This is a genomic window from Xanthomonas cassavae CFBP 4642 (genome assembly GCF_000454545.1).
Taxonomy (GTDB): domain Bacteria; phylum Pseudomonadota; class Gammaproteobacteria; order Xanthomonadales; family Xanthomonadaceae; genus Xanthomonas; species Xanthomonas cassavae.
The window spans coordinates 151,046-177,070 of the sequence record NZ_CM002139.1 but is presented as its reverse complement, the minus strand read 5'-3'; the positions used below and the strand labels follow the sequence as shown (position 1 = coordinate 177,070).

The following is a 26,025-nucleotide window of genomic DNA, read 5'->3' as shown; positions in this document are numbered from 1 at the left end:
ACAATCACGACGCTGGAAGGCCGGGAGTGGAGATTCGGGAATCGGGATTCGCATAGCTTGAGCGAATCCCCAATCCCGACTCCCCAATCCCGTCACTCAGGCGGCACGCCTGAGCGACTCTGTCAGCGACTCGATGCTGGCGGCCTTGGGTTTGACCAGCCAGAACTTGCCGATGTAGTCGCGGAACTCGTCCAGGATCTGCTGCGCCCAGATGCTGCCGGTGAGCTCGCGGTGGCGGCTGATCAGGGTATGCAGGTGCTGGCGATGGTTCTCGAACCCTTCCGCGGAGACACGGTGGATGTCGATCAGTTCGTGGTTGTAGCGGTCCACGAAGTCGCGTTCGATATCCAACACGTAGGCCAGGCCGCCGGTGAAGCCGGCGCCGAAGTTCAGGCCCACCTTGCCCAGCACCAGCACCACGCCGTCGGTCATGTATTCGCAGCAGTGGTCGCCGGCGCCTTCCACCACAGCCAGCGCGCCGGAGTTGCGCACCGCAAAGCGTTCGCCCGCGCGGCCAGCGGCGAACAGTTCGCCGCCGGTGGCGCCGTACAGGCAGGTGTTACCCACAATGGGGGTGCTGCGGGCCTCGAAGCGCGCACCGCGCGGCGGACGCACCACCAACCGGCCGCCGGCCATGCCCTTGCCGACGTAGTCGTTGGCTTCGCCTTCCAGTTCCAGCTGCAGGCCGCCGGCGTTGAACGCGCCGAAACTCTGCCCGGCGGTGCCGCGGAAGCGCAGGTTCAACGGCGCATCGCTCATGCCGTGGTTGCCGTGCGCGCGTGCGATGGCACCGGACAGGCGCGCACCGATCGAGCGGTCGGTGTTGTGGATCAGGAAGCGATGGTCGCCGCCGGTCTTGTGGGCGATGGCACCGGCCAGCAAGCCGTCCATCTGCGTGGCCAGGCTGTCCGGCGATTCGTACAGGCGCTGGGCGGCGCAATGGCTGCCGTCGTAGCGGGCATGCGTCAGCAGGCGCGACAGGTCGACCTTGACCCCGGCACGCGGCGAGACGTCCAGCTGTTCGAGCAGGTCGGTACGGCCGACGATGTCGTCCAGCGAACGCACGCCCAGATACGCCAGCCACTGGCGCACCTCTTCGGCCAGCAGGCGGAAGAAATGCTCCACGCGCTCCGGCAGGCCGGTGAAGTAGCCGGCACGCAGGCGCTCGTCCTGGGTGGCCACGCCGGTGGCGCAGTTGTTGAGGTGGCAGATGCGCAGATACTTGCAGCCCAGCACGATCATCGGCGCGGTGCCGAAGCCGAAGCTGTCGGCGCCCAGCAGCGCGGCCTTGACCACGTCCAGGCCGGTCTTCAGGCCGCCGTCGGTCTGCAGGATGGTGCGCTCGCGCAGGTCGTTGGCCACCAGCGCCTGGTGCGACTCGGCCACGCCCAGTTCCCACGGCACGCCGGCATAACGGATCGAGCTGACCGGGCTGGCGCCGGTGCCGCCGTCGTGGCCGGACACGGTGATCAGATCGGCGCCGGCCTTGACCACGCCGGCGGCAATGGTGCCGACACCGGCATGGGCCACCAGCTTCACCGACACCAGCGCGGTCGGATTGACCTGCTTGAGATCGTAGATCAGCTGGGCCAGATCCTCGATCGAATAGATGTCGTGGTGCGGCGGCGGGCTGATCAGGCCGATGCCGGGCTTGGCGTAGCGCAGCCGCGCGATCAGCTCGTTGACCTTGTGGCCGGGCAGCTGTCCGCCTTCGCCGGGCTTGGCGCCCTGGGCGACCTTGATCTGCAGCACTTCGGCGTTGACCAGATATTCCGGCGTCACACCGAAGCGGCCGGAGGCCACCTGCTTGATCTTGGAGCGTTTCTCGGTGCCATAGCGGGCCGGGTCTTCGCCGCCTTCGCCGGAATTGCTGCGCCCGCCCAGGCGGTTCATCGCAATGGCCAGCGCTTCGTGCGCCTCGGGCGACAACGCGCCCAGGCTGATCGCGGCGGTGTCGAAGCGACGCAGCACATCTTCGGCCGGGGCTACCTCGTCCAGCGGGGTCGGGGTGTCGGCGCGCTTGAGCTGGACCAGATCGCGCAGCGTGGAGGCCGGGCGCGCATGCACCGCATCGACGTACTTCTGCCAGTCGCCGGCATCGCCGGTGCGGGTGGCGCGCTGCAGCGTCATGACCACGTCGGGGTTGTACATGTGGTACTCGCCGCCGTGCACGTACTTGAGCAGCCCGCCCACTTCCGGCTTGAGCTGGTCGTTCCAGGCGCGTGCGGTGAGCTCGCGCGCCTCGGTATCCAGGCGCGACAGGCCCACGCCGCCGATGCGCGCGGGTGTCTCGGCAAAGCACAGCTCCACCACGTCCGGGTCCAGCCCGACGATCTCGAACAACTGCGCGCCGCGGTAGCTGGCGATGGTGCAGATGCCCATCTTGGAAATGATCTTGGACAGGCCCTTGTAGATGCCCTTGCGGTAGCGGCGGCCGATCTGCGACTGCTCGCCGCCCTTGCTCAGCTGCAGGATGCCGCGCCTGCCCAGGTCGAACAGGGTCTGGTAGGCCAGATACGGATACACCGCCGTGGCGCCGAAGCCAAGCAGGCAGGCCATGTGGTGCGCATCGCGCGCGGTGCCGGTTTCGATGATCAGGTTGACGTCGCAGCGCAGGCCCACCTTGCACAGGTGGTGATGCACCGCGCCGGTGGCCAGCAGCGCATGCGCCATCGGCCGGTCCGGCACCGGGTAACGGTCCGACAGCAGCAGCATCACCGCGCCGTCGCGGGCGGCGGCTTCCACCTCCTGGCAGATGCGTTCCAGCCCGGCCTTGAGGCCTTCTTCCACGCTGTAGGACAGGTCGATCAGGCGGTTGCGCGCGACGTACTGCTCCATCTTCAGCAGCTGACGCAGCTTGCGCTGGCTGAGCACCGGCGAGTTGAGGATGACGTGGTTCACCGTCTCCGCACCGGCATGGAAGATGTTGGTCTCCTTGCCGAGCTGGGTGGTGAGCGACATCGCGATGCCTTCGCGCAGCGGGTCGATCGGCGGGTTGGTGACCTGCGCGAAGGCCTGGCGGAAGTAGTCGTACAACGGCCGGGTCTGGCGGCTGAGCACCGCCATCGGGGTGTCGTCGCCCATCGAGCCGGTGGCTTCCTGCTCGGTCTCGGCCAGCGGGCGCAGGATCTGCTCCACTTCCTCGGTGCTGAGCTGGAACAGCTTGTGGTAGCTGCGCAGGGTCTGCTCGCTGAAGGGTTCTTCCACCAGCGAGGGGTCGATCAGTTCGGTCTGCAGGTAGGTCACGCCCTGCTGCAGCCATTGCTTGTACGGGGCGCGTGCGCGGTTGATGCGGTCGATCGCGTCCGAGTCCAGCAGGTCGCCGCGCTTGAGATCGATGGCCATCATCTCGCCCGGGCCCAGCTTGCCCTTGCGGGTGATGCGCTCGGCCGGCAGCTCCCATACGCCGGCTTCGGAGGCCACCAGGAAGTGGCGGTCGGAGGTCAGCATCCAGCGCGCCGGGCGCAGGCCGTTGCGGTCGAGCATGCAGGCGGCATAGCGGCTGTCGCAAGCGACGATGCCGGCCGGGCCGTCCCACGGCTCGGTGTTGAGGCCGTAGAACTCGTAGAACGCGGCCAGGTCGGCGTCCTTGAACTCCAGCGACTGGGTCGCCGGCGGCACCAGGATGCGCAATGCCTGCAGCAGATCCATGCCGCCGGCGATCAGCAGCTCCAGCATGTTGTCCAGGCTCTGCGAATCGGAGCCGTGCATGGAGATCACCGGGTCGAACTGCGCGATATCGAAGCGCGGGGTCTGCCACACCTTGCTGCGCGCCTGCGCCCAGCGGCGGTTACCCTCGATGGTGTTGATTTCGCCGTTATGGGCGAGCAACCGGAACGGGTGCGCCAGCGGCCAGCGCGGCAGCGTGTTGGTGGAAAAGCGCTGGTGAAAGACGATCGCGCTGGAGGACAGGTTGCTGCGCTGCAGGTCCGGATAGAACGTGCTCAGCTTGTCCGGCAGCACCATGCCCTTGTAGCTGATGCCATTGGGCGAGAGCGTGGTGACATAGAAGTCCTGCACGCCCTGCAGCTGCTGCTCGGCGCGGCGGCGCGCCAGGAACAGCGCCAGGGTGAAGGCGTCTTCGGTCTGCTCCGCACCGGCATCGACGAACACCTGTTCGATGCGCGGCAACGTATCGCGCGCCAGCTGGCCGCACACGCTGTCGTCGGTGGGCACCACGCGCCAGCCGCGGAAGTGCACGCCGGCGCTGTGCAGCTGGGTTTCCAGTTCGGCGCGACAGCGCGCGGCATCGCTTTCGTCCAGCGGCAGGAACACCACACCGGCCGCGTAGCGCGTCCCCAGCGCAATGCCGGCATCGCGCGCCAGCCCGCGCAGGAATGCATCGGGTTTGCGAATCAATAAGCCGCAGCCATCGCCGGTGAGCCCGTCGGCGGCCACGCCGCCACGGTGGGTCATGCGCGAGAGCGCTGCAATCGCGGTATCGACCAGCGAACGGGAAGGCTGGTCGTCCAGCTGGGCGACCATGCCAAAGCCACAGGCGTCGCGTTCGTCGCGCACGCTGTTGTAGAGACCGTCGTCGTTGAGCCCTTGGCGAGTGCGGGGGGCCATGTCTGCCTCTTAGCGATCTTGGAAGAGCGGCGACGACGTTGCAGCGCTCGATCCGTGGAGCGTTTCGAAGAGGTCACCGGATGATCGACTAGACCACAGTTGATGCGGTGCCGCAATACACCGTTACAGCTGCAACGAGAACCGCGCAAATCCCTTGCGGCAGCTGGCTTGGCGCAGCTCCTGCAAGCGCTGCCAAGCGCTGCTCAGCCGCAGCGCACCGAGGTGACGAGGTTCTTGGCATCCACTTCCAGATTCAGCCGCTCGCCGTTGAATTCCATGGTCACCATCTGACCAGGCTTGAGTACGCGCACCGACTTGGCGCCGGCATCGCTGCGCGCCTGTTCGCTCACTGCATCGGTCACCGGCTGGCCCACCAGCGACTGCACCTGAGTGGCGTCGCAGTTGCCGATCGGCGGCGCGTCGGGGGCCGCGTCGGGTGCAGGCGCGGAGGCCTGTTCGGCCGCGTGCTGGGCCTTGGCTGCGACGGCTTCCTGCTCGTCGGGTTGTGGCTTGTTGCAGGCGCTCAACGCAGCCAGTACGACCAGGGTGCAAGTCAGACGGGCAATAGGCAGGACAGCGCGCATCGACGACTCCAGCAAAGGGGGAGGCCCAAGCATAAGCACAATTTGCACAACCGGCATGGCTTGCGCACACGCCGTTGTCATTGCGTTGACGTGGCCTAGTCCTGCCCGGCCCAACAATCGACCGACCACCTTCGATGTGCATGCAATGAAAGCCAAACGCGTCCTTCGCAATGCCGCCGTCGCGGCCAGTACTGCCGGCAAGCTCGCGGCTGTCGCCACCGGTGCAGCGGTGGCCACGGCCGCGGTCGCCACCGCTGCCGCCGTTGCACAGGCCAAGGTCACCGCGCGCGCCGCAGGGCTGACCTACGTCAACGACCAGCAACCCGGCATCAGCCGGCGCAGGGCCGGCAAGAGCTTCAGCTACCGCAGTGCGGATGGGCAGCGCATTGCCGATGCCGATACCTTGCAGCGCATCCGTGCGCTGGCCATTCCACCGGCCTATACCGAGGTGTGGATCTGCGCCAAGCCCAACGGCCATCTGCAGGCCACCGGGCGCGATGCGCGACGGCGCAAGCAGTACCGCTATCACGTCGACTGGGCGCAGGTGCGCGGCGAAGGCAAGTTCGAGCGCGTGATCGCCTTCGGCACCGCATTGCCGAAACTGCGCCGCCGCCTGCGTCGCGACCTGGGTTTACCGGACTTCCCGCGCGAAAAGGTCCTGGGCATCGTGGTGGCGTTGCTGGCCGACACCCTGGTGCGCGTGGGCAATGCCGAGTACGCGCGCAGCAACCGTTCGTACGGGTTGACCACGCTACGCAACCGGCACATGGAATTTCTCAAGGGCGGCCGCGCCCGGCTGAAATTCCGCGGCAAGAGCGGGCAGGAGCACGACATCGAGGTGGACGACAAGCAGCTGGTCAAGCTGATTCGGCAGTGCCAACAACTGCCGGGGCAATCGTTGTTCCAATACCGTGACGACGATGGCCAGCTGCAGCCGGTGGACTCGGGCGAGGTCAACGACTACCTACGCGAGGCGATGGGCGAGGACTTCACGGCCAAGGATTTCCGTACCTGGGGCGGCACGTTGGCCGCATTGCAACGCCTGGCCCGGCTGCCGTTACCCGAGCGCAGCAGCGAACGTGCGCTCAAGCAGGTGCAGAACGACGTCATCCGCGAGGTGGCCGACGCCCTGGGCAATACGCCCTCGGTGTGCCGCAAGGCCTATATCGACCCCTGCGTGTTCGAGGGCTGGCGTGCCGGCGAACTGCAGGCGATGGCCACCGGCGTGCGCGGCGAGCGCCAGTGGGAGGCAGCCACGCTGAAGTTCCTCACTGCCTCGCGTGCCAAGCTAAAGACGACCACCAAGAGCAATTCGAAACGCAAGTGAATGGGCTGGATCGGGAACCGAAAAGCCGCGATGCTTTTCGAATCCCGAATCCCGAATCCCGAATCCCGAATCCCGAATCCCGAATCCCGAATCCCGAATCCCGAATCCCGATTCTTAGCCGCAATACACCGCAGTGATGTTGTTGTTCGGCCCGGTCTCGATGGTGAGGTGTTCGCCGCCGCTGGCACTGGCACCCTGCGCCGGATCGGCCAGCCCGCTGGCGGTGGTGCCGCCGGTGGCGCGTTCGCCCGGACGCACGCTCACCTGCAGGCTGTCGCTGTCCACACGCGCGCGCTCCACGGTCTGCCTGGCCGCAGCCAGGCCCACGATGCCGCGCACGCTGTCGATATGGCATTGGCCGGAGATCACGCCGTCGATCGGCTGCACCTGTGCCACCTGATTGGAGGCGCAGGCCGACAACAATACGGTAGCTGCAAGAGAAACAACAAGACGGATCACAAGGCGCTCCCAAGGTGAAGATCCAGTGCAGCGTGCGTGGAGTGACGTCGCCGTGGCATGAAGATTGCCTAATTTTGCGGCGTCGCCTGGATCGTTGACGGCGGGTAGGCCTGAATCATCCACAGCGGGTAGACTGAGTCGGTCGCCACGAGGAGCATGGAATGGGTCGATGCCAGTCGCTGTATCCCGATACCGGCAGGCAGCTGATGGCACTGTGTGCCCCAGCCACCTGCAATGTCGTCCTCCCGCGGTCCTGATCGCCGCCACGCGTCGTGCGCATCATCCTGGCTACCGAATCGATTCGTCACCCGCTCACCGGCGTAGGACGTTATACGCAGGAGCTTGCCGTGCATCTGGCGCGCTTGCCGCAGATCGAGTCGTTGCAGTACCTGCACGGGCGACGCTTGGTGCAGCAACGCCCCGACCCAGGATCGGCATCCACGGTGACACCGTGGATGCGCGATCGTTTCTCGCGCATCGAGGTTGCCACGGATGCCTACCGACGTCTCAATAACCTGGCCAAGGCGCGTGCCCTGCGCGGGCAGAAGGCGTTGTTTCATGGGTGCAACTACTACGTCCCTGCGTATGCAGGTCCGAGCATCGCGACGTTCCACGACATTTCGGTCTATCGCTGGCCGCAGTGTCACCGTGCCGACCGGGTGCGCTACATGCGCAAGGAGCTGGCGCTGGCGGTGCGACGCGCACAGCTGATCGTGACGGTGTCCGAGTTCTCGCGGCAGGAGATCGCCGCACATTTCCGGTTGCCGCTCGAGCGTGTTCGCGCGATTCCATTGGCGGCAGATGCGGCATTCCGCCCGCATGCCCCGGCCGAGCTGGCTGCGCCGCTGCAAGCACTGGGCCTGGAGACCGATGCGTACTGCTTATGCGTGAGTACCATCGAACCGCGGAAGAACATCGACATCCTGCTGACAGCATATGCTGCCTTGCCCGCCGCATTGCGCGTTCGCTACCCGTTGGTGATCGCTGGCCACAGCGGCTGGTCGAGCGAGTCTCTGCATGCGCGCATGCAACGTGCCGAACAGGCCGGTTGGCTGCGCTATCTCGGTTATGTCCCACAAGACAGCTTGCCGGCGCTGGTGGCCGGTGCGCGCCTGTTCGTGTTTCCCTCGCTCTACGAAGGCTTCGGTCTTCCGGTACTGGAGGCAATGGCCAGCGGCACGCCGGTCCTTTGTTCGTCCGCGTCGGCATTACCGGAAGTGGCTGCCGATGCCGCGGCACTGTTCGATCCTGCAGACAGCACTGCCTTGGCCCAATTGCTGGCGAGAGGTATCGACGATGCGGTCTGGCGCCAGGCCGCGAGTCGGGCCGGGCTGCAGCGCGCCGCCCAGTTCAGCTGGCAGCGTTGCGCTGCAGCGACGGCCGACGTCTACCGACACGTGTTGGCCGCTTGAGCCCCGCATCCTCTCCGCTGCGGGTGCTGCACGTCTACAAGACCAGCTTGCCCGAGACGATGGGCGGAACCGAACAGGTCATACGCACGCTCGCCATGCAATCGCACCGGTATGCCGTGCACAGCGAAGTGGCGACTCTCTGTGCCGATGACCGTCTGGCGGGGATCAGCGCGCAGGGGCCCTACACGTTGCATCGCTTTCAACGCGACTTCGAAGTGGCCTCGATGCCGGTGTCGATGCGCTTGCTGCGGCACTTCGCGCGCCTGGCCCGGCGCTTCGACCTGATCCACTACCATTATCCTTGGCCGTTCATGGATCTGCTGCACCTGGCGGGCGCAGCCCGAACGCCCTCGGTGCTGACGTATCACTCCGACATCGTGCGGCAACGACACCTGCTGCGCCTGTATCGGCCGCTGCAACGACGATTTCTCGACCGCGTTGACCATATCGTTGCGACGTCGCCGAATTACCGCGCCACCAGCCCGGTCCTGGCCGGTTATCAGCCCAAGCTGAGCGTGATACCGATCGGACTGGACCAATCCAGCCACCACACTCCGGACACCGAACGCGCGCAGCGCTGGCGCACGCGGCTGGGCCCGCGGTTTTTTCTGTTCGTCGGCGTCCTGCGTTATTACAAGGGTCTGCAATACCTGCTGCAGGCCGTTCGCGAGACGCAGATCCCGGTGGCCATCGTTGGAGACGGGCCGGAAGGCGCACGTTTGCGCCAGCAGGCGCGGCAACTCGGCTTGACCGATGTCCACTTTCTGGGCGTGCTTGACGAGGCCGACAAGCATGCCTTGCTGTCGCTTTGCGAAGGGCTGGTGTTTCCCTCGCATCTGCGTTCGGAAGCGTTCGGAATTACCTTGCTGGAGGCGGCGATGCATGCCAAACCGATGATTTCCTGTGAAATCGGCACAGGAACCAGTTTTGTGAATGTCGCTGGGCAGACCGGCCTGGTGGTGGCGCCGGCCGATCCGGTGGCCTTACGCGATGCAATGCGTTATCTATGGAACCATCCGCAGGTGGCCAGCGCGTTGGGGCGGGAGGCGTTGAGCCGCTATCGGCAGCACTTTACCGGTGCGGCGATGGTGCACTCCTATGCTGCGCTCTATCGGCAGGTGCACGCTTCCGCCGGTTAGGCCGTCATGTTGAAGAACGCCAAGGATGAAGGGAGAGGGATGCTGATCAATTCATGCGCATGCTGGCTAGTCCACCGCAGGGCCGCGACAGCCGGATGAGCTCGCTCGACCCACTGCTGCCACGTGCCGCCGCTGCCCCCAGGCTATCCAATGATCTGCTGGGGTCGGTTGCCGCCCTGGTGAAAGTCGCCGACATGGTCGTTGTGGCAGGCAGCGGGCTGCTCGCCTATGCCCTGCGTGTCGATCAACTGGCGTTGCCGGAGGCCCCTCGCTACACCTATGCGCTGCTCGCCGCAGCGGCGCTCACGCTGCTGGTGTTCGGGCGCCTGTCGCTCTATCGCCAAGGACCGCAGCTGGCGCCGACGATGGTAGCGGGGCGCGTGTTGACGGGGTGGGCGATCGTGCTGAGCGTGTTGATGTCGATCAGCTTTCTGAGCGCAACCGGCGCGGCTTTCTCGCGTTTACTGGGCGGGATGCGGCGGTGTCGGTCTGCTGGGCGTGCGACAAGCCATGAAGGGGACGCTTGCCTGGTTGTATCGCCACAACATCGGGCGGCGGCGTATCGCCCTGCTCGGTCCGCCCGAGCGCACCGCCGAGCTGGCGACGAGGATCCAGCAGCAGCCGTGCACCGGGATTGAATTGCTCCAGGTACCGTCTGACCTTGCGCTCGGCAGCATGGCTGGATTGTCGTGCTGGCTGGAAGCCCGGCATGTCCGAGACGTGTGGGTCACCTGGCCGATGCGCGAAGAGGCGCGGCTTCGTCAGAGCATCGCCCAACTGGATGCGTGCTGCGTGGACGCACGCTGGATTCCGGATCTGTCCGCGGTTTATCCGGGTCAGTCGTGCCTGGAAGACGTGACCGGCCTGCCGATGATGTCACTGTCGGTACGTCCGCTGACGGGTATGTCGCGCATGCTGAAGGAGGCGACCGACCGCGTGTTGGCCACGGCGGTCGTGCTGACCAGCGCCCCGCTCATGCTGGCCCTGGCCGCGGGCGTCAGGCTTTCCGGCCCCGGACCGGTGCTGTTCCGGCAGATGCGGCATGGATGGGACGGGCGCCCGTTCCAATTATGGAAGTTTCGCAGCATGCAGGTGCACGATGCGGCAAGCGCAGCGCCGCAGACCTGCCGGGGAGACCCTCGGGTCACCCGCTTCGGAGCGTTTCTGCGGCGCACCAGCCTCGACGAATTGCCGCAGTTCCTCAATGTCCTGCAAGGACACATGGCCATCGTCGGACCGCGACCGCATGCGGTTGCTCACAACGCGCAATATCAGCAATTGGTGCCGAACTATCTGCAGCGTCAGCGGGTCAAGCCGGGCATCACCGGTTGGGCCCAGGTCAACGGCCTACGCGGCGAGACCGACACCGTGGAAAAAATGCGCCAACGCGTCCAACACGATCTTTCCTACATCCAGCATTGGTCGCTCTGGCTGGATCTGAGCATCATCGCGCAGACCTGCGTGATCGTGCTGTTTGACCGCGACGCCTATTGAACACGGATCGGGAGTCCCATGCACATCACCTATGTTCTCGGCACCCGCCCGGAAATCATCAAACTGGCATCGCTGATCGCGGCCAGTTTGCGCGATGGGCTGCATTTTTCGATCGTCCATACCAACCAGCACTACGACGAAGCGATGGACCGGGTGTTCTTCGACGAGCTGGGTCTGCCTCCGGCCGACTACAATCTCGGCGTAGGCTCCGCGCCGCATGGCGTGCAGATCGGACGGATGTTATGCGGAATCGAACCGGTGCTGGCGAAGCTGCAGCCGGATGTCGTGGTGGTGCAGGGCGACACCAATAGCGCCTTGGCAGGCGCCATGGCTGCCAACAAACTGGAGATTGCCGTTGCCCATGTCGAGGCCGGTCTGCGCAGTCGCGATCGCAGCATGCCCGAGGAAGTCAATCGCGTTCTGATCGACCACTTGTCCGATTACCTGTTCTGCCCAACCGCGCTGCAGGCGCAGATCCTGCACGACGAAGGCCTGACCGGTGCACGCATCCGCATCACCGGTAACACCGTCGCCGATGCGACGCTGGCGCACGCCCAGACCGCACTGCGACGGTCGACGATCCTGCAACGCCTGGGGCTACCTGAAGGCGGCTATCACCTGCTCACCTGCCACCGCCGGTCCAATACCGAAGACCCCGTGCATTTTGCTGCCCTGATGCAGGCAGTTACCTCGATCTCCGAGGCCGAAGGCCTGCCATTGGTGTTTCCGATGCACCCGCGCCTGGATGCGCTGGGAAGCGCTGCGGCCCAGCGGCATCGGACGTTGCGCGCGATTGGGCCGGTCGGTTATCTGGATATGCTGGCACTCCAGCAGGGTGCGGCCCTGATCATGACCGATAGCGGCGGGATCCAGGAGGAGGCGTGCATCCTGCAGCGCAAATGTCTGGTGCTGCGCACCAATACCGAGCGGCCGGAGACCTTGCAGATCGGTGGGGCAGAGCTCCCCCATAGCCTGGACGAGGTTGCGCTGCGCTCTGCCGCCGATCGTCTGCTGGGACGCTCGGTGACATGGCGCAACCCGTTCGGTGATGGGCATGCGTTTCGCTGCATTCTCGATACGCTGCTGGCGCGGGACGAACGGGCCTACGTCCCGCGTCAACGCCTGCAGCACGCCTGAGCTCGTCGCGTCGATGGCACTGACTGCGCAAGCCGATTACAACAACCCCAATTCGCTCAGTGCGCGTCTGCGTGCACGGCGCTTGCGCTTGTTCCTGGAGATGGTACGCGCCTGCCATAAGCGCCAAGGTCATTGCCGGGTGATCGACGTCGGCGGCACGCTCGCCTACTGGGCGCACGTGCCGGACGCCTTCTTCGCCGAATATGCCTGCGAAGTGACGGTGGTCAATCTCGACGACTCCGCGCAGCCCACCGCACGACCGTTTCTGCGTTCGCAGCAGGGCGACGGCTGTGCGTTGGCCTTTGCCGACAATGCGTTCGACATCGCCCACTCCAATTCGGTGATCGAGCACGTGGGCGATGCCGCGCGCATGCACGCATTCGCAGACGAAATCCGTCGCGTGGCCACGCAGTACTACGTGCAGACGCCCAATTACTGGTTTCCGATTGAGCCACATTATCTGGCGCCCGGCGTCCAATTCCTGCCACGCGCCTGGCAGGCAGAGTTGTTGTACCGGGTTCCCCTGGGCCGCATCGATCGTCCGCAGACGCGGGCGCAGGCGCGTTGTTTCGTGGACGATATTCGCCTGCTGCGTAAGCGCGACATGGCGCGTCTATTCCCGGACGCTACGCTGATCGCCGAGCGCTGGTACGGCCTCAACAAGTCCTGGATTGCGGTGCGTCGCTGAGCACGCAGTGGCGGGCGTACAGCAGGGCGAGGGCCAATGCCGCATGCAGGGAAAAAGGATAGAACAACAGATAGAAGTCGAACACGTTCAAGCCAGCCAGGAACAACAACCAGATCAGCGCCCAGCCGCGTTCGGCAGGAGTGCGTAGTAGCGGGACCCAGAGCGTCCACAGCAGGCACAGACAGGCCAGTAATCCGCACAGGCCGGTTTCCGACAACACCGCCAGCAGACCGTTGTGCGCATGCAGTTCGCCGCGATCGAAGCGGCCACCGGTGTAATCGGGAACCAGAAACTGAAAGACGCCCGCACCGAGCCCGAACCATGGATGGCTGCGCCATGCCTTGATCGCACCGGACCATAGATAGGTGCGTCCCAGCGAGAGCGCGGTCAGCGTGGTTTCGTGCATCGCGCCGGTCATCTCCGCGTAGCGTTGGCGCAGGACGAAGCCGGCAACGGCCAGCAGGCCGAGCGAGGCGATCCAGGCCGTGCGGCGGACAGGACGTGGCCCGCCGCGCCGCGACCATGCCCACCAGAGGATCAACGCGGCCACCGGCAACAACGGGTTGCGCGCCTCACTCAATGCCAGCGCCGCGACGGCAGCCAGTACTGCCGCAGCCAGCTGCTTGCGACCGACCTCGTTGCGCTGGTACAGCTGGATCGTCAGCAACGCGACGATGACGGAGGTTGCCGCCAGCAGTGCCGGATGGTCGTACATGCCTGATACCCGCGGCAGGTACTTGAAGCTGTCCTGCGCATGGAAGGCCAGCGACCACTCCAGTGCCGGCGGCCACTGCAGCCGCACGGCCATGCCCAGCGCGAGATTGATCCACACCGCGATCAACGCGGCCAGTGTTGCGGCGCGTGGCCAACGTGGCGAAGCCACCGCCAGATTGAGCAATGCCCATAGCCACAGCAAGGCGGTGGCGTAACGCACGGCATACTTGAATGCCAATGCCGGATGATCGGACGCCAGGACCGATGCGGCCAGCGCGGCCATGCACAGCAGAATCGACAGCAATGGCCAGCGCAGGCATGCGGGAACGCCATGCCGCCACAGCGCCCATGCGCCCAGGCCGAGCGCGGCGCCGCGGATAGCCATCGATCCCAACGACAGACCGACCCCGAAGTAGCGTCCGGTCAGCACGACTTGCTGCAGACAGAACAGCAGATAGATGCCCAGGCAGATGGTCACCAGCCCGGCCTGCGCTGGCCGCTTAGCAGCCGCGCCCGCTGTCATGTGCGCCAGGTCGTGAGCGCCTGCGCCCGGTAGCGTCTGCTGAGACGCGCGCGCACCAACAGCAACAGATACGCTCCATTGGTGCGCAGATAGCGCCAGGCCAGGCGGCGTGGTTCCAGCGCGAGCCGAAACAGCCACTCCATGCCAAACCGCTGCATCAGTCGCGGTGCCCGCGGCAACATCCCCGACAGCACGTCGAACGAGCCGCCCACCCCCATGGCCACCGGGACACCCAAGGTCTGCCAGTGTTTTTCCAGGAACAGCTCCTTCTTTGGCGAGCTGATGCCGATGAAGAGGTAGCGCACACCGGACTGACGGATCGCCGCGATGACCGATGGTTCTTCTGCATCGCTGAAATAGCCATCGCGCACGCCGGCAATATGCAGCCCGGGCCACGCCGTGCGCAGGCGCTCGGCGGCGGCGGCCACTACCGCCGGACGGGCGCCGAGCAGATAGACGCCGGCGCCGCTGCTGGCAGCCTGACTGCACATGTCCTGCATCAGATCGATACCGGCCCTGCGCGCCGGCACGTCCGCCCCGAACCAGTGCAGGCCCAGGCTGATGCCTGCGCCATCGATGTGCACCACTTCGGCCTGCTCCAGCGCCTGGCGCAGCGGCGCCTGTGCGCGCGCATCGATCAGCTTGGCCACGTTCAAGCCCTCCACCCGGATCGGCGCGCCGCCTTCGGCGGCATGCTGTGCACGCAGCAGAATCTGCGCGGGGGAAACGAGGTCCAACGGACATCCGAAAAAGGACAGGCGAGCAGGTGGTCTGTTCACGTTGCGGGTTCCTGTGCGGCCTGTCCATCGTACAGCGTCAGCACCTGCGCTCGCAGGCCTTCCCAGGTGAAGTCCGCCTGGACGTGCGCCATACGCTCCGGCCCGATGCGCTGCTGTCGCTGCACGCCGATGCAGGCGGCCAGCGCTGCGCTGTCGCCGAGCCGGTGCAATGCCGCCTGCAGGCCGATCTGGGCAAGGATCGAGCGATTGCCGGGAATATCGCTGGCAACCACCGGGCAACCGAGCAACAGCATTTCGATCAGCACGGTCGGCATGCCTTCCACCGCCGATGGCAGCACGAAGACATCGGCCAGCGCCGCCATCGTCGCCACCTCGGCATCGCTGACGAAACCGTAGAAGTGCACGCGTGCGGAAACACCCAACGCCACTGCACAGGCCTCCAGCCGTGCCCGATCCGGTCCGCGACCCACCACGTGCAGCACTGCCGCATCCATGGTCGGCTCGGTGAGCGCTGCGATCGCATCCTGCAGCCGTTTGACCGCATCCAGCCGACCGACCGACAACAGCGCAGGCGTGCCGCCCAGTGGTGGGCGTGCCGTCGCGGGCAGGCACTGCTCGGCAGCCAGCACGGCATTGGGTAGCAGCAGGGCCCGTCTGGGCGACAGTCGACGTCGCGAGAGATAGTTCAGCCAATAGGCGGATAACAGCACGGTCGGTTGCGCGCTTCGCAGCAGCGGCTTCTCGATGAGGTGGTCCCAGCACCATTTGCGCACGCGCTTGCTCATCGCAGGGTCGTCGTCGTAATAGCAGTGCGGGGTGTAGATCAGACGCTTGCCGCGCAGCCGGGCCACTGCGGCGGCGGCGGCGGCAATGGGTGTGCGCGCACCATGCACATGCACCACATCGGCCCAGCCGACGTGGTGCCACAGTTGCCAGGCCGTCGCGCGGACCACCGCGTAGCCCTGCGGCCAGACGCCGCTGTCGCTCAGCGGTGCCAGGATCCGCACCGTATGGCCGGCCTGCGTCAGGATCACCGCCAGCCCATGGATATGGCGCGCCACCCCACCGCCACCGCCATGGGGTGCGAAATCCTTGTAGACGTGCAAGACGCGCATCGCTTAGCCCGCGGCCATGTCGGCGGCAGGTCCGGCCTGCGTTGCATTGCCCCTGTATGTGCGCCCGAGCGGCCGTCGGGACAGCAGCAGGCAGTGGCAGTGACGCAAGGCACCTCCGAGCAGTAGCCAGAAACCGCCGGCGCCGGACACGGTCATCGCGTTGTCGGAGGAGATCAAGGTCGTCGCCATGCCAACCAGCAGCCAGAACATCGCCAACGCCAGATGGTCGTCGTGTTGGCGATAGGCGCGCCACAGGACGTGCAGGCTCCAGCCGATAAAGGCCAGGAACAACAGCGCTGCCGGTAGCCCCATCTGATACGCGATGGTGAACACGGCGCCTTCGCCGCCGCCCAGGTCGGTCAGCGCCTGGCGTGCGGCCACCGCACCCTGCCGGCCCAACCCACCGCCCCAGAGCACGACCTGGTGCAGATCAGCCAGATTGCGCTGCAGCGCCCACCAGTGGCCGATGGTGGAGCCGTCGCGAAAGTTCACGGCAGTGACCACGATGCCGTAGGACGCGGCGGCCAGCATCAGCGCGACGCCACTTACCAGCAGCAGCCGTGCCCATGCCGATCGCACCAGTCCGCGTGAACTGACCAGATAGCCCAGCACCCCCACGATGCCAGCCAGCATGGCCCCGCGCGTGCCCGACATCCACACGCCCGCCAGCAACGCCAGGCACACCAGCAGGGCGCGCCACGGCCAGCGCCGCTGCCACAGACCCAGTGCGGTCAGTGCCGCAGTGACGAGGAACTGCCCTTGCGCCAACGGGGCGGCCACCAGCCCGCCGGCCCGGCGGGAGTCATCCTCGCCGCCAAAAAAGTTCCATGGCAGCCGGGTGTCCGGATCGGTGTCCTTGGGAAGCACGCCTTTCACCTGCGCCAGGTAGTCCGGCAACCGCACCGTATGCACCCAGAAATCGGTGTGTGCCAGGTCCCATATACCGAACAAGGCACTGACGATGCCCAACCAGACCAACCAGCGGGCTGCTTGTCGGAAGTCCGCCCGATGCGGCATGCACCAGTAACCGGCGAGCACCAGCAACATCGGTAGCAGGAGCGTTCCAAGCGAGCCGATGACGATGCCGAGCGGCAATCCATGCGCGTATCCGACCGGTGCATAGGCGAGCGCGATCAGCCCGAACATCAGGATCATTGTCAACAACGCACGTGGCATGCGCACCGTCACCAGCGCGATGCCGGCCAGCACGATGAGCGTGCCATCCCGCAACGGCCGCAGCATGGCGGCAGCCGGCAGCGCGCCGCCGTGGTAAAGCCACGCGACCAGCAGATCCCCCAGGTGGACCCATAACAGCACCGCCAGCAGCAGGTACGCACGCTTCATGATGCCGCTGCCAGGCGTTGCGGCCACCGGGCATCGGCGACGAAGGTCTGCTGCAACCAGTGCCGTTGCTGCGCAGCGAATCGCACCCGCGCACCCGCATCGCGGCGCAGCGCACCGATCAGCGCGAACAGCGCGTCGGCATCGGCGGCCTGTTGCAGCGGCCGCCCGACCGCCAACGCATCATGGGAGGCGGACGCGGGCCAGGCCATGCCGATCACATAGTGGCCGCGGCAGGCGGCGTGCAGCAACGCGGTCGAGCAGAAACCCACCACCAGCGCCGGAGGCCCACCGGATTGCAGGATCGCGTGCGGCGGAGGTTGGCAGCGCTGGCGCAGCGGCTGGTCTGCATAGGGATGCATGCCGCGCACTTCCTCCGGGTGCAGCAGGATCCGCACGGCCACGCCGTCGGCCTCCAGCGGCAGCAGATCGCGTGCCAGGGCCAGCAGCTGCGTGGCGAGGGTGGGCCCGTAGATCGGCGTGTGGCTTTGCGACATCAGATACAGCGTTGTCGGTGCCGTAGCGGTATCGAGATCGGTCAGCGCGAGGGCCGGTCCGAAGCCGATGGCCGCCGGAGCGACGCCATGCCGGCCATAGACCTGCGCGCTGCTGGGCCCCCACAGCAGATGATGCCGGGCCCGGACCGGGAAGAACTCGTCGGTCGGCAGGCCATGCTGGACACAAACGCTACGCCAGCCGTCCCCGGCGGCCTGTACCGCCGCGGCGGCGTACATGTCGAAATCGTTGTGCAGCAGCAGCGTGGCTCCGGTGGATGGCGCGCGAAGCGTGCGTTGCCAGGCACCATGCCAGAGGCGCTGCCGGAATACGCAGGCGCGCACGATCCAGAGCGAGGCCACTGCCGGTCCGGTCGTCTTGCGGGGCAGGGCCAGCGCCCGCACCGCCGACCGCCAGCTGGCCCAGGTGGGCCGCGCAGGCAGCTGACCATCGATGCTGCCCCGTAGCCGGGGATGGATCAGCACCGTGCACTCCAAACCCTGCTGGTGCAGATCGGCCAGATAGGGAGCCAGCGCGCCCCAGCCATTGCTGCCCGGCAGTGTCGCCAGCGCTGTCCAGGCGGACAGGGCCGGCGCATCGTGCGGCAGCTGCAGGCACAGCCAGATATCGCGCAGCACGGCCAGCGCGGCACGCAGCCACGCGCCGCGACGGCGACGGGCCAGGAAGTAGATTTCATGACGTACCGAGGCAGCCTCGGCGCCGAACTGGGCATGCACGGCCTGCTGGAACTCAGCGAAGCGCATCGTTTGCCTGGTCCTTGCAAAGCTGGCGGTATCCGCGCCAGCGCTGCAGCTCACCGAACAGGCCTCTGCCGAGCACGCCCATCAGGCCGTGCTTGAGCCGCCGCTGCAGTCGATCCCGACCGCTCCATCCCACCTGGTCCAGGCGTGCGTCGACCGTGGCAACTTCGTGCGGATCTGCCATCGCCAATGGCGCAGCGCTGCGCCGCTGTGCGGGTTGCCGCAGCTGTAGCCAGATGTTGCCGGCCAGGACACCGCGATTGGAATACGGACCGCAGGACACGACCTCCAGGCCTGCCGCCTCGACCAGTCGCCGCAGCAATGGCACTGAAAAATAGCTCAGATGGGCTGGGTGGACGTAGGTGCGCGAGCGCCATCCGCTTATCAGGTCCGGGACTTCGATCCACGCCTGTCCCTCGGGCACCAGGATGCGCGCCAATGCCGCCAGAAACGCGCGCGGATCGGTCAGGTGCTCGAGGACATGGAAGGCGACAACGGCGTCGAACTGCCCATCGGCGACCGCGTCCAGTGCGGGCAGGAACCTCACCGCTGCGCCGTCGAGCAATCCATCGCGATGCGCAGCATCCGGTTCGCAGGCAGACAAGTGCAGGTCCGGACGCAGGACGGCAGCGGCGCCGAGGAAGGCACCGAAGCCGGAGCCGACCTCCAGCACCCTGGCTGCCGGCGCGAGCGCCGGCGCGATCTGCTGCAGCCGGCTGCGCGCGATCCAGCGATCGCCGCGCCAGGCGAAGAAACGCGCTTGGCTACCCCAAGGGATTTCTGCGGGAAACAGCCGGCGATAGTCGTGAACATAGAAATGCTGCAACGCCGCCTCGGTGAGGTCTGGTGCCAGATACACCGCTGCACATGCGCCGCAGCGGCGCAGTTCCTGGCCGGTTCCGACATAGACCTCTGCCCAGACCGTGCGTTGCGCCTGCGTACCGCCACAACAGCGGCAATGCCCATGGTCGGGCGTCCAGGAGTCCTGCGATGTCGGCAGCGCGCTACGCATACACGCTCCGATACCACAGCGCGACCGAGACGGCGAACCACAGCGTGCTGTGGGACCTGCCGCTGGCAAGCTCCTTGCGGAGCCGCGCCACATCCAGCAGCGTGTTCACCCCTGCCGGCAGCGTTGCCAGCGCCTGCTGCAACGGCATGCGGTCGACCAGGAATTGCTCGGCATGCCCGAAGCCGGTGCTCTTGCGCTGCGTGGTCACGCGCGCCGGCAAGCGATCAGCGAACGCGTGTCGCAACATCGCCTTGCCGTGATAGTCGCCCATCCGCTGCAGCGCTGGCGTCGACAGCGCGCGCTCGACCAGGCGATAGTCCAGGAACGGTGCACGGACCTCCACGCCGGCGGACATGCTGTTGCGGTCGGTCATGCGCAACACCATCGGAAGATTGGTCGACAGCACGTCGCTGCGCAGGCGCGCCTGGACGTCCGCTCGCCGATCGACCTGCAGTAGTCGCAACCGTGCCGCCTGGTCGTGCCACAACGCCGAGGACATGCAGGCCACACTTGGCCGATGCCGGCGCAGCAATGCGCCCAGCGGGCCGACCGGCAGATCCCACGCAAGGCGGTTGAGCAGCAGGCGCGGGTCCGCAGCACCGGTGGACAGCAGCCGGATGGCGGTCGGCAGCCGTGCCTGGTGTAGCGCACTGCGTGCGCTCAGGGCCAGGTACAGGCGCACGTATCCACCGAACAGCTCATCGGCGCCCTCGCCATTGAGCACCACCTTGTAACCGGCGGCGCGGATGGCGCGATACATGCGGAAACTCGCCAGTATCGACGGCGTACAGAATGGCTCTTCCTGCGCGGCCACCAGTGCCAGCAGCTCCTCCTCGTCCGGAATCGCGCGGACGCGATGAAGGAAGTGACGCTCGCTCCGCCCCAGCGTGCGCATCAGGCTTGCCGCGGCGTCGGTTTCGTCGAAACCGGCTTGCTCGGCATCGTCGTAGCCGTAGGTGAAGGCGCCGGCGAAGCAGGTACGTGGCAGCGCACCGGCCTGCACGCTGAGAGTGGTCAGGATCGAGCTGTCCAATCCACCCGACAGCAGCGAGACGGTGGGAGCATCCGAGCGCAGACGCAGGCGGGTAGAGTCCTCGAGCAGTTCCACAGTGGCCTGCGCATCCAGCGGTGCAACTGCGCCGGGCAGGGGCCACTGGTGGTATGGCGTGCGCCGGCTGTGACCAGTGGGCGACACCCGGTACAGCCAGCCTGGCGGGACGGCGCGGATGCCTGCGTAAAAGGTCTCGCCGGTGTGGTCGGACAGACCGGTGACCAGGAAGTCGAACACCGCCGCCGGATTGGGGGGCGGGTAACCCCCCAAGCAGGCAGCGATGGCACGGATCTCGCTGGCCAGCACCAGTTGCCGGCCGTCGTGGTGCAGATACAAGGGTTTGACACCCATCCGGTCGCGGCAATAGATCAGATCGCCGCTCGCCTGATCCAGTAGCACCAGGGCCCACATGCCGTTGCAACGTGGGAACAGGTCCTCGCCCCAGGCGCGCCAGCCGTGCAGGATCACCTCGGTGTCGCTGTCGGTGCGGAACGCGTGACCCAACGCCTCCAGTTCGCGGCGCAACTCGAGGAAGTTGTAGATCTCGCCATTGAAGACCACCGTGTTGCCGGTCTCGGTGCAGCGCATCGGCTGGGTGGCGGCGTCGGTCAGGTCCAGGATCGCCAAGCGACGGTGGCCCAACGCAGTGGGCACCGGCTGCTCCAGGCACAGCAGCCCCTGCGCGTCCGGACCGCGGCGGGACAAGGCATCCAGCGCGCGTTCGGCGCGTGCCTGCAACGGCGTTTCCGCCACGAAGCTACGCAGCGCGACTATGCCGCACATGGTGGCCTCCGATTCTGGTGGCTGGACATCTCAATCAAGGTGCAACCAGGCATCACGCGCGCGCCGGCAAGATGGTGCGCAGCAGGCTGCGACATCGCCACACCATCCACGCCACCGGCACCAGCAGCAGCGCCGCCAGGGTCATGGCCACCGGACCGCCACCGAGCGAGACCGCCAGCACTGCCGACAGCAGCGCCGCATAGCCGCCGGCGTTCAAGCGTAATCCGCACAGGTGCAGGCTCGCCGCCGCGATGGCGAGCACGCACAGGAATCGCAGCCATAGCAGCCATTGCGGCGCATGCGCCGCCGCTGCCGCGACTTGCAGCAGCGCGCTGCAAGTCGCGCCGCCCAACAACAACGGAACCAGCATCGCTTCGCGATGGCGTCCGATCAACAGGGCCGACAGCACGCTGCCGAGCAATGTGGTCGCGCCTGCGGCCAGTACCGGGGTGACCCATGGCAGCCACGCGCGTTGCTCGGCACTGCCCCAGGCGGCGGCCGCCAACAGCAGCGCCAACGCACCCACGGCGGCTGCGCCAAGCACCAACGAAACCAGCGTGCCGGCCCAATGATCCCCGGCCGGGCCGCGCGCTTCGGCCACCAACAGGCGGTTGAACTGGTTGAACACACCGCTTGCCCCATTGAGCAGATAGTTCAGGAACAAATACACAGGCAGGAATGCCGGCGCGATCGATGCCAGCAGGAACGGCGTCAATCGATCGTGCAAGGTGCCGGCGATGCTCAGCAACGACAATTGCAGCGCCGGGCGCAGCATGCGCCGACCGCCACCGCGGCGCGGCCACAGCAACGGCAGCGATGCGCCGAACACGGCAATGTTGACCAGTGCCTGCAGCAGATACCCCAGGCTGACCGCCAGCCCGGCGCCGAACCCGCCGTTCCAGCCTGGCAGCCGTTGCAACACCAGCCAAACGAGGATCGTCGCCGGCATCGCCACCTGCTGCACCAGGAATCCCGGCAGCCGCCGTCCTTGCGCAAGCAGCGGTGCCGAATAGCCCACCAGCCCGAACACCGTTGCCGGAAGCGCCGCCAGCAGATAGTGAAACCCCTCGCCCTGTCCGCGGCTCCGCCACCAGGCGCCGGCGATCCACAGCAGGTCCAGCAGCACGGTGGCGAGCAGGCGGTGCCAGAGCGCCTGGCGCCAGCGTTCGTTCCAGCCCGCGGCGTCGGGGTCCTCGCGCAGGAACAGCGAGGCATAGCCCAGATCGGCCAGGAACAGCAGGGTCAGCAGGCCAAGGTGTGCCAGCCCCACCTCGCCATAGCCCTGCAAGCCGAACCGGCGTAGCAACAGCCACTGGAACAACAGGGCGCAGCCCTGACCCAGCGCGTACAGCGTCGCGCCGGCAACGAATCCCGCGCGCATGCGCTGCGCGGCGGTCATGGCTGCGGGGCAGGTGCAAGCGTCGGAACATGGCACAGGAAGGCACGCGAGGCGGCGGCATAGGCGAACCAGGGTTCGAACGCGATGCCGAAGCGAGCGGCGCATTCCTGCAGCGCCCGGCGCTCGCCCTGTTGGTGGTCGGCGCGAAACAGATCGTAGTCGTCGCACAGCATGACGCTGCCCTGCACAAGACGCGGTGCGATCAGGGTCAGGGCGTCGTGCGCCGAGCTGTAGAGATCGCAATCCATATGCACGATCGCCGCAGGCGTGCGGCCAATGGCTTGCGCATTGTCGGTGAACAATCCAGGCACCAGTTGCAGATCCGGCGCCTTCAGACCGACCGCCGCACAGCGCGCTTGCGCCTGCGCCTGCGTGGCAAAAAAGCTGCCGGCAGCCAGGCTGTCTTCGCCTTCCAGATTTGCCGGCATCCCGACAAACGTGTCGAAGCCGTAGAAGCGTGGGCGCTGCGCCAGAAACGCCGACACCGTCCCCTTCCTGCGGTAGGGCAGCCGCGCGCAGTGCTCCAGATGCCGCCGATGATGGCGATAGCTCAACCACGCGTGGGCGAGGCTGTTGCCGCGATACACGCCAAATTCGTAGTAGTCGCCGGCCAGCTGGGTCGCATGCACGTAAGCCCATGCACGAAACAGTGCGCCGAGTGCATCGTTACGATGCAGGTTCGCTCCCCCACGCAACCGATGGTAGGCGAACTTGAGGCGTTCGATGGTCGTCACAGACAAGCCAGGCACCTTCGCAGGAACGGGGGAACCAGCCGATAGGAGTATCCGTGCTGGGCGCGCGCCAACGCAATGGTCAACCTTGCGCTCACCATGGAGACGGTGGATCGCGTCTGGCCGGCGCCAGATGCTGGACGCGGCGCGGCTCGGTTCCTCTGCAAACCTCGTCTTTGAGGAAGTGCGCAGCAGGCATCGCGGGCAGATCGGCGGCAGACAGCGTGACCGCCTTGAGCAGGCTCACGTGCGCTGTCCGGTGGACGCGTCGGTAGCCGCCAACACGCGCTGCAATGCCTCGCGCAAATTCCAGCGTGCGCGCCACCCCAGCACGCGGGCCGCCTTGCCTGGATCGCCCAGCTGGTGAAGACGGTCGATTCGCCGCCGACGTTGCGGGTCCACCTCCGGGCGCGGTGATCGCCCAAGCAGCGCACCGATCTGTCCCACCAGCTCGGCAACCGAATGCTCCACCCCGGAACATAGATTGAATACATCGAAGGCCGGGTCGGGCCGCTCATCATCAAGCAGCGCGATCAATCCTGCTGCGGCGTCGTCTGCATGGATGTAGTCCCGGCACGGCTGCAGGTTGCCCAGCCGCAGGCGCGGCGTTTCTGCCGGGTCGGCGGCCAGCTGCGCCAGCACGTCCGGTATCAGGTGCGCGTTGGGATCGTCGTGGGCAATCGTGTTGAACAGACGGGCGGCGCGCCCGCGTCGGCCAGTGTGGGCCGTGCACCACAGCCGCAGTTGTGTTTCGTTGCAGAGCTTGGACAGCGCGTAGTTGTCGCGCGCTTCGGTTGCACTGTCGTGTTCGTCCAGCGCGCCGTCACCCCAGGCGTAGACCGCACCGCTGGAGGCGATCACCACGTGTCCCACGGTCGCGTCGCTGGCAGCGTGCAGCACGCTTTCGGTGCCGACGACGTTCGCCTGCAGGCAGCGTATGCGTTGCGTCTCGCAGGTAGGGATGTGATGGATGGCAGCCAGATGGACCAGCGCATCGGCACGGAACTCACGCAGTGCGGCAGCGACCGTCTCGCGTTGGTCGACGTCGGCGACGATCGCCGCATGCAGGTCTTCCGGAAACCGCATGCCGCTGGATAGATCGTCCAACCCCGCCACCGCATCGCCACGCTGCAGCAACGCGCCAGCAACGCGTCGCCCGATCATCCCGGCCGCGCCGGTGACCAGCACCCGCTTCATCCAGGCCCCTGCATGCGTGCCCCTGCGCGACCAAGCAAGCTGCGCCGTGCGCGTTGCGGCAACCAGGCGAACAACGGATCGTCATGCGCCGACCATGGCGCGTGACGGTCGCCGTGGCGCCGCGCAATCACGTAGACCGACAGCGCCATGGATGAGAGCACCAGCACTCCCAGGAACACCGCCAGCCCGACCAGCACCGGGTGGCGAGAGGGTATCGGCGCCGGCGACAACGCGGGAATGGCGCGGTAGCGCACCAGTTGTGCGCGCCAGCGCTGTTGCAACAGCGCCAGGTCGATTTCGCTGGCGACCTGCGAAAGCGACGGGCTGGACGGAGTGCCGGTCCCGAACACGGCCACCCGGCAGCTCTGCACCCAATCTGCCAGCGCGCGGCCCAGACGCAGCGCCTGCGCGCGCTGATCCACCCGCGTCAGGAAGCGCTGCTTGCCATCCAGCCGTTCCAGTTCGCGCTCTACCTGACGCAACTTGGTACGGGTCTCGGCGATGGTGGACTGCAATGCGACGATTTGCGCCAGCGGCGAAAGGTAGCGTCCGCCACCATCACCGACCGACACGACCGTGTTCACTTCGTTGCGCCGCAGTTCCGGATAACGCTCCAGCAACTGCTGCATGTCGGCCGCCTGTCGCTCCATCTGTTCGATCGCAAAGCGCTGCTGAACCTGGTCGATCTGCAGTCGCGGGCGTTGTTCGAGCGCCTGCTGACGCAGGCTGTCCAGATAATCGCGCAGCCCGACCCACAGCACGACCTGACGCACATGCTGCGCAATGGCGTCCAGCTGTTGGTTCGCGGCTGCATCGTCGCGCGCGTACAGCGACACTTCCAAGCCCAGCGCGCCGACGCTCTTGACATCGATGTTGACCTGTTGGCGGATGTCGTCGCGTTCGACCGCACTGCGGTAGGTCACGCGCGTGTCCCAGTAGGTCCTGCGCACGAACGCGCGTTGCAAACGTTCGCGTTGCTCGGCCGGTAGATCGGTCATGCCCGCGAGAGACGCCGCCACCAGTTGTCGGTCGGCCAGCATGGGCTGCAGCTTGCGCCATTGCTCCAACGTCATCTGCGGCGTTTCCAGCAACGCCGTGAGCGCATGCAAGGGCCGCACGGCGACAAGCACACCGGCCAACAGGCCGAACAGCAACGCCACCGGGATCAGCAGGCGGCCAAACTCTCGGTAGAAGCGCAGTATCTCCAGCAGCAGATCGCCTAGGGAGACCTCGTCGCGGCGTTCAGGGATCTCGTCTATTCCCGGCATTAGGTCTTCGCTGCTGTTCAAGGAGACATGGGAGCGCCACGCCGCACCGGCAGCACTGTGCCACAGCGATTGCAACGGCGGCAACG

21 protein-coding genes are annotated in these 26,025 nt (G+C 66.5%); 6 read left to right on the top strand and 15 right to left on the bottom strand.

Annotated elements, in window-relative coordinates; translation table 11 throughout:
* Positions 1 to 96 precede the first annotated feature (96 nt).
* Both gltB and XCSCFBP4642_RS0100770 read right to left on the bottom strand, forming a co-directional pair.
* Positions 97 to 4,569: a glutamate synthase large subunit gene (gltB, locus tag XCSCFBP4642_RS0100775; RefSeq protein WP_029218113.1), complete on the bottom strand. Its 4,473-nt coding sequence runs from the start codon at positions 4,567 to 4,569 to the stop codon at positions 97 to 99.
* 203 nt (positions 4,570 to 4,772) lie between these two features.
* Entirely contained in the window at positions 4,773 to 5,153 is a 381-nt protein-coding gene (locus XCSCFBP4642_RS0100770; RefSeq protein ID WP_029218112.1) for an I78 family peptidase inhibitor, read from the bottom strand.
* 55 nt (positions 5,154 to 5,208) lie between these two features.
* Here XCSCFBP4642_RS0100770 and XCSCFBP4642_RS0100765 point away from each other — a divergent pair, with 55 nt between their 5' ends.
* Complete coding sequence (locus XCSCFBP4642_RS0100765) at positions 5,209 to 6,480, top strand: DNA topoisomerase IB (RefSeq protein ID WP_029218111.1); 1,272 nt, start codon at positions 5,209 to 5,211, stop codon at positions 6,478 to 6,480.
* Positions 6,481 to 6,594: 114 nt separating this feature from the next.
* Here XCSCFBP4642_RS0100765 and XCSCFBP4642_RS0100760 read toward each other — a convergent pair whose 3' ends face one another.
* Positions 6,595 to 6,939: a hypothetical protein gene (locus XCSCFBP4642_RS0100760; protein WP_029218110.1), complete on the bottom strand. Its 345-nt coding sequence runs from the start codon at positions 6,937 to 6,939 to the stop codon at positions 6,595 to 6,597.
* A 272-nt stretch (positions 6,940 to 7,211) separates the two neighbouring features.
* Between XCSCFBP4642_RS0100760 and XCSCFBP4642_RS0100755 the strand changes: the two genes are divergently transcribed.
* The 5 genes from XCSCFBP4642_RS0100755 (at position 7,212) to XCSCFBP4642_RS0100735 (ending at position 12,809) form a co-directional block, all read left to right on the top strand.
* The gene (locus tag XCSCFBP4642_RS0100755; RefSeq protein ID WP_029218109.1) at positions 7,212 to 8,351 is read left to right on the top strand and encodes a glycosyltransferase family 4 protein; all 1,140 of its coding nucleotides are present in this window, start codon (positions 7,212 to 7,214) and stop codon (positions 8,349 to 8,351) included.
* Positions 8,348 to 9,490, top strand: coding sequence for a glycosyltransferase (locus tag XCSCFBP4642_RS23640; RefSeq protein ID WP_323134660.1), 1,143 nt, complete (start codon positions 8,348 to 8,350; stop codon positions 9,488 to 9,490). The genes XCSCFBP4642_RS0100755 and XCSCFBP4642_RS23640 overlap by 4 nt, the downstream gene beginning before the upstream one ends.
* A gap of 498 nt (positions 9,491 to 9,988) precedes the next feature.
* Positions 9,989 to 10,984 (top strand): undecaprenyl-phosphate glucose phosphotransferase, encoded by a 996-nt coding sequence (locus XCSCFBP4642_RS23635; RefSeq protein ID WP_235048250.1) that lies wholly within the window; start codon positions 9,989 to 9,991, stop codon positions 10,982 to 10,984.
* A gap of 18 nt (positions 10,985 to 11,002) precedes the next feature.
* A complete protein-coding gene (gene wecB / locus XCSCFBP4642_RS0100740) occupies positions 11,003 to 12,121 on the top strand; it encodes a non-hydrolyzing UDP-N-acetylglucosamine 2-epimerase (RefSeq protein ID WP_029218108.1) in 1,119 nt (372 codons plus the stop codon).
* A 13-nt stretch (positions 12,122 to 12,134) separates the two neighbouring features.
* A complete protein-coding gene (locus tag XCSCFBP4642_RS0100735; protein WP_029218107.1) occupies positions 12,135 to 12,809 on the top strand; it encodes a methyltransferase domain-containing protein in 675 nt (224 codons plus the stop codon).
* Here the strand turns inward: XCSCFBP4642_RS0100735 and XCSCFBP4642_RS0100730 are convergent.
* The 12 genes from XCSCFBP4642_RS0100730 to XCSCFBP4642_RS0100680 all read right to left on the bottom strand — a co-directional run bounded on the left by XCSCFBP4642_RS0100730 (position 12,778) and on the right by XCSCFBP4642_RS0100680 (position 25,960).
* Entirely contained in the window at positions 12,778 to 14,046 is a 1,269-nt protein-coding gene (locus XCSCFBP4642_RS0100730; RefSeq protein ID WP_029218106.1) for an O-antigen ligase family protein, read from the bottom strand. The two genes, XCSCFBP4642_RS0100735 and XCSCFBP4642_RS0100730, sit on opposite strands and share 32 nt — an antisense overlap.
* Positions 14,043 to 14,783 (bottom strand): WecB/TagA/CpsF family glycosyltransferase, encoded by a 741-nt coding sequence (locus XCSCFBP4642_RS0100725; RefSeq protein ID WP_200859723.1) that lies wholly within the window; start codon positions 14,781 to 14,783, stop codon positions 14,043 to 14,045. The genes XCSCFBP4642_RS0100730 and XCSCFBP4642_RS0100725 overlap by 4 nt, the downstream gene beginning before the upstream one ends.
* Before the next feature lie 38 nt (positions 14,784 to 14,821).
* Complete coding sequence (locus tag XCSCFBP4642_RS0100720; protein WP_029218104.1) at positions 14,822 to 15,901, bottom strand: glycosyltransferase family 4 protein; 1,080 nt, start codon at positions 15,899 to 15,901, stop codon at positions 14,822 to 14,824.
* A gap of 3 nt (positions 15,902 to 15,904) precedes the next feature.
* Positions 15,905 to 17,245 (bottom strand): O-antigen ligase family protein, encoded by a 1,341-nt coding sequence (locus XCSCFBP4642_RS0100715; protein ID WP_029218103.1) that lies wholly within the window; start codon positions 17,243 to 17,245, stop codon positions 15,905 to 15,907.
* Positions 17,242 to 18,501, bottom strand: coding sequence for a hypothetical protein (locus tag XCSCFBP4642_RS0100710; protein WP_029218102.1), 1,260 nt, complete (start codon positions 18,499 to 18,501; stop codon positions 17,242 to 17,244). The genes XCSCFBP4642_RS0100715 and XCSCFBP4642_RS0100710 overlap by 4 nt, the downstream gene beginning before the upstream one ends.
* Complete coding sequence (locus tag XCSCFBP4642_RS0100705; RefSeq protein WP_029218101.1) at positions 18,488 to 19,510, bottom strand: class I SAM-dependent methyltransferase; 1,023 nt, start codon at positions 19,508 to 19,510, stop codon at positions 18,488 to 18,490. Before XCSCFBP4642_RS0100705 ends, XCSCFBP4642_RS0100710 begins: the two co-directional genes overlap by 14 nt.
* Complete coding sequence (gene asnB / locus XCSCFBP4642_RS0100700) at positions 19,503 to 21,344, bottom strand: asparagine synthase (glutamine-hydrolyzing) (RefSeq protein WP_029218100.1); 1,842 nt, start codon at positions 21,342 to 21,344, stop codon at positions 19,503 to 19,505. Before asnB ends, XCSCFBP4642_RS0100705 begins: the two co-directional genes overlap by 8 nt.
* A gap of 52 nt (positions 21,345 to 21,396) precedes the next feature.
* Positions 21,397 to 22,743 carry a hypothetical protein gene (locus tag XCSCFBP4642_RS0100695; RefSeq protein ID WP_029218099.1) on the bottom strand — a complete coding sequence of 449 codons (1,347 nt, stop codon included), beginning with the start codon at positions 22,741 to 22,743 and terminating at the stop codon, positions 21,397 to 21,399.
* On the bottom strand, positions 22,740 to 23,477 hold the full coding sequence (locus XCSCFBP4642_RS0100690; protein ID WP_228325663.1) for a TylF/MycF family methyltransferase: 738 nt from the start codon (positions 23,475 to 23,477) through the stop codon (positions 22,740 to 22,742). Before XCSCFBP4642_RS0100690 ends, XCSCFBP4642_RS0100695 begins: the two co-directional genes overlap by 4 nt.
* A 91-nt stretch (positions 23,478 to 23,568) precedes the next feature.
* Complete coding sequence (locus XCSCFBP4642_RS29080) at positions 23,569 to 23,721, bottom strand: hypothetical protein (protein WP_160170346.1); 153 nt, start codon at positions 23,719 to 23,721, stop codon at positions 23,569 to 23,571.
* Positions 23,718 to 24,671 carry an NAD-dependent epimerase/dehydratase family protein gene (locus tag XCSCFBP4642_RS0100685; protein ID WP_029218097.1) on the bottom strand — a complete coding sequence of 318 codons (954 nt, stop codon included), beginning with the start codon at positions 24,669 to 24,671 and terminating at the stop codon, positions 23,718 to 23,720. The genes XCSCFBP4642_RS29080 and XCSCFBP4642_RS0100685 overlap by 4 nt, the downstream gene beginning before the upstream one ends.
* Positions 24,668 to 25,960, bottom strand: a complete 1,293-nt coding sequence (locus XCSCFBP4642_RS0100680; protein WP_029218096.1) for a hypothetical protein — start codon at positions 25,958 to 25,960, stop codon at positions 24,668 to 24,670. Before XCSCFBP4642_RS0100680 ends, XCSCFBP4642_RS0100685 begins: the two co-directional genes overlap by 4 nt.
* Between the last annotated feature and the right edge of the window lie 65 nt (positions 25,961 to 26,025).

What these genes read in the sequence shown, in the direction of transcription:
- XCSCFBP4642_RS0100765 (WP_029218111.1), top strand. Translation starts at nt 5,209, where the DNA reads ATGGCTTGCGCACACGCCGTTGTCATTGCGTTGACGTGGCCTAGTCCT.
- wecB (WP_029218108.1), top strand. Translation starts at nt 11,003, where the DNA reads ATGCACATCACCTATGTTCTCGGCACCCGCCCGGAAATCATCAAACTG.
- XCSCFBP4642_RS0100685 (WP_029218097.1), bottom strand. Translation starts at nt 24,671, where the DNA reads ATGAAGCGGGTGCTGGTCACCGGCGCGGCCGGGATGATCGGGCGACGC.
- XCSCFBP4642_RS0100710 (WP_029218102.1), bottom strand. Translation starts at nt 18,501, where the DNA reads ATGCGCTTCGCTGAGTTCCAGCAGGCCGTGCATGCCCAGTTCGGCGCC.
- XCSCFBP4642_RS0100695 (WP_029218099.1), bottom strand. Translation starts at nt 22,743, where the DNA reads ATGACCGCCGCGCAGCGCATGCGCGCGGGATTCGTTGCCGGCGCGACG.
- gltB (WP_029218113.1), bottom strand. Translation starts at nt 4,569, where the DNA reads ATGGCCCCCCGCACTCGCCAAGGGCTCAACGACGACGGTCTCTACAAC.
- XCSCFBP4642_RS0100715 (WP_029218103.1), bottom strand. Translation starts at nt 17,245, where the DNA reads ATGAAGCGTGCGTACCTGCTGCTGGCGGTGCTGTTATGGGTCCACCTG.
- XCSCFBP4642_RS0100730 (WP_029218106.1), bottom strand. Translation starts at nt 14,046, where the DNA reads ATGACAGCGGGCGCGGCTGCTAAGCGGCCAGCGCAGGCCGGGCTGGTG.
- asnB (WP_029218100.1), bottom strand. Translation starts at nt 21,344, where the DNA reads ATGTGCGGCATAGTCGCGCTGCGTAGCTTCGTGGCGGAAACGCCGTTG.
- XCSCFBP4642_RS0100705 (WP_029218101.1), bottom strand. Translation starts at nt 19,510, where the DNA reads ATGCGTAGCGCGCTGCCGACATCGCAGGACTCCTGGACGCCCGACCAT.
- XCSCFBP4642_RS0100735 (WP_029218107.1), top strand. Translation starts at nt 12,135, where the DNA reads ATGGCACTGACTGCGCAAGCCGATTACAACAACCCCAATTCGCTCAGT.
- XCSCFBP4642_RS0100770 (WP_029218112.1), bottom strand. Translation starts at nt 5,153, where the DNA reads ATGCGCGCTGTCCTGCCTATTGCCCGTCTGACTTGCACCCTGGTCGTA.
- XCSCFBP4642_RS0100720 (WP_029218104.1), bottom strand. Translation starts at nt 15,901, where the DNA reads ATGCGCGTCTTGCACGTCTACAAGGATTTCGCACCCCATGGCGGTGGC.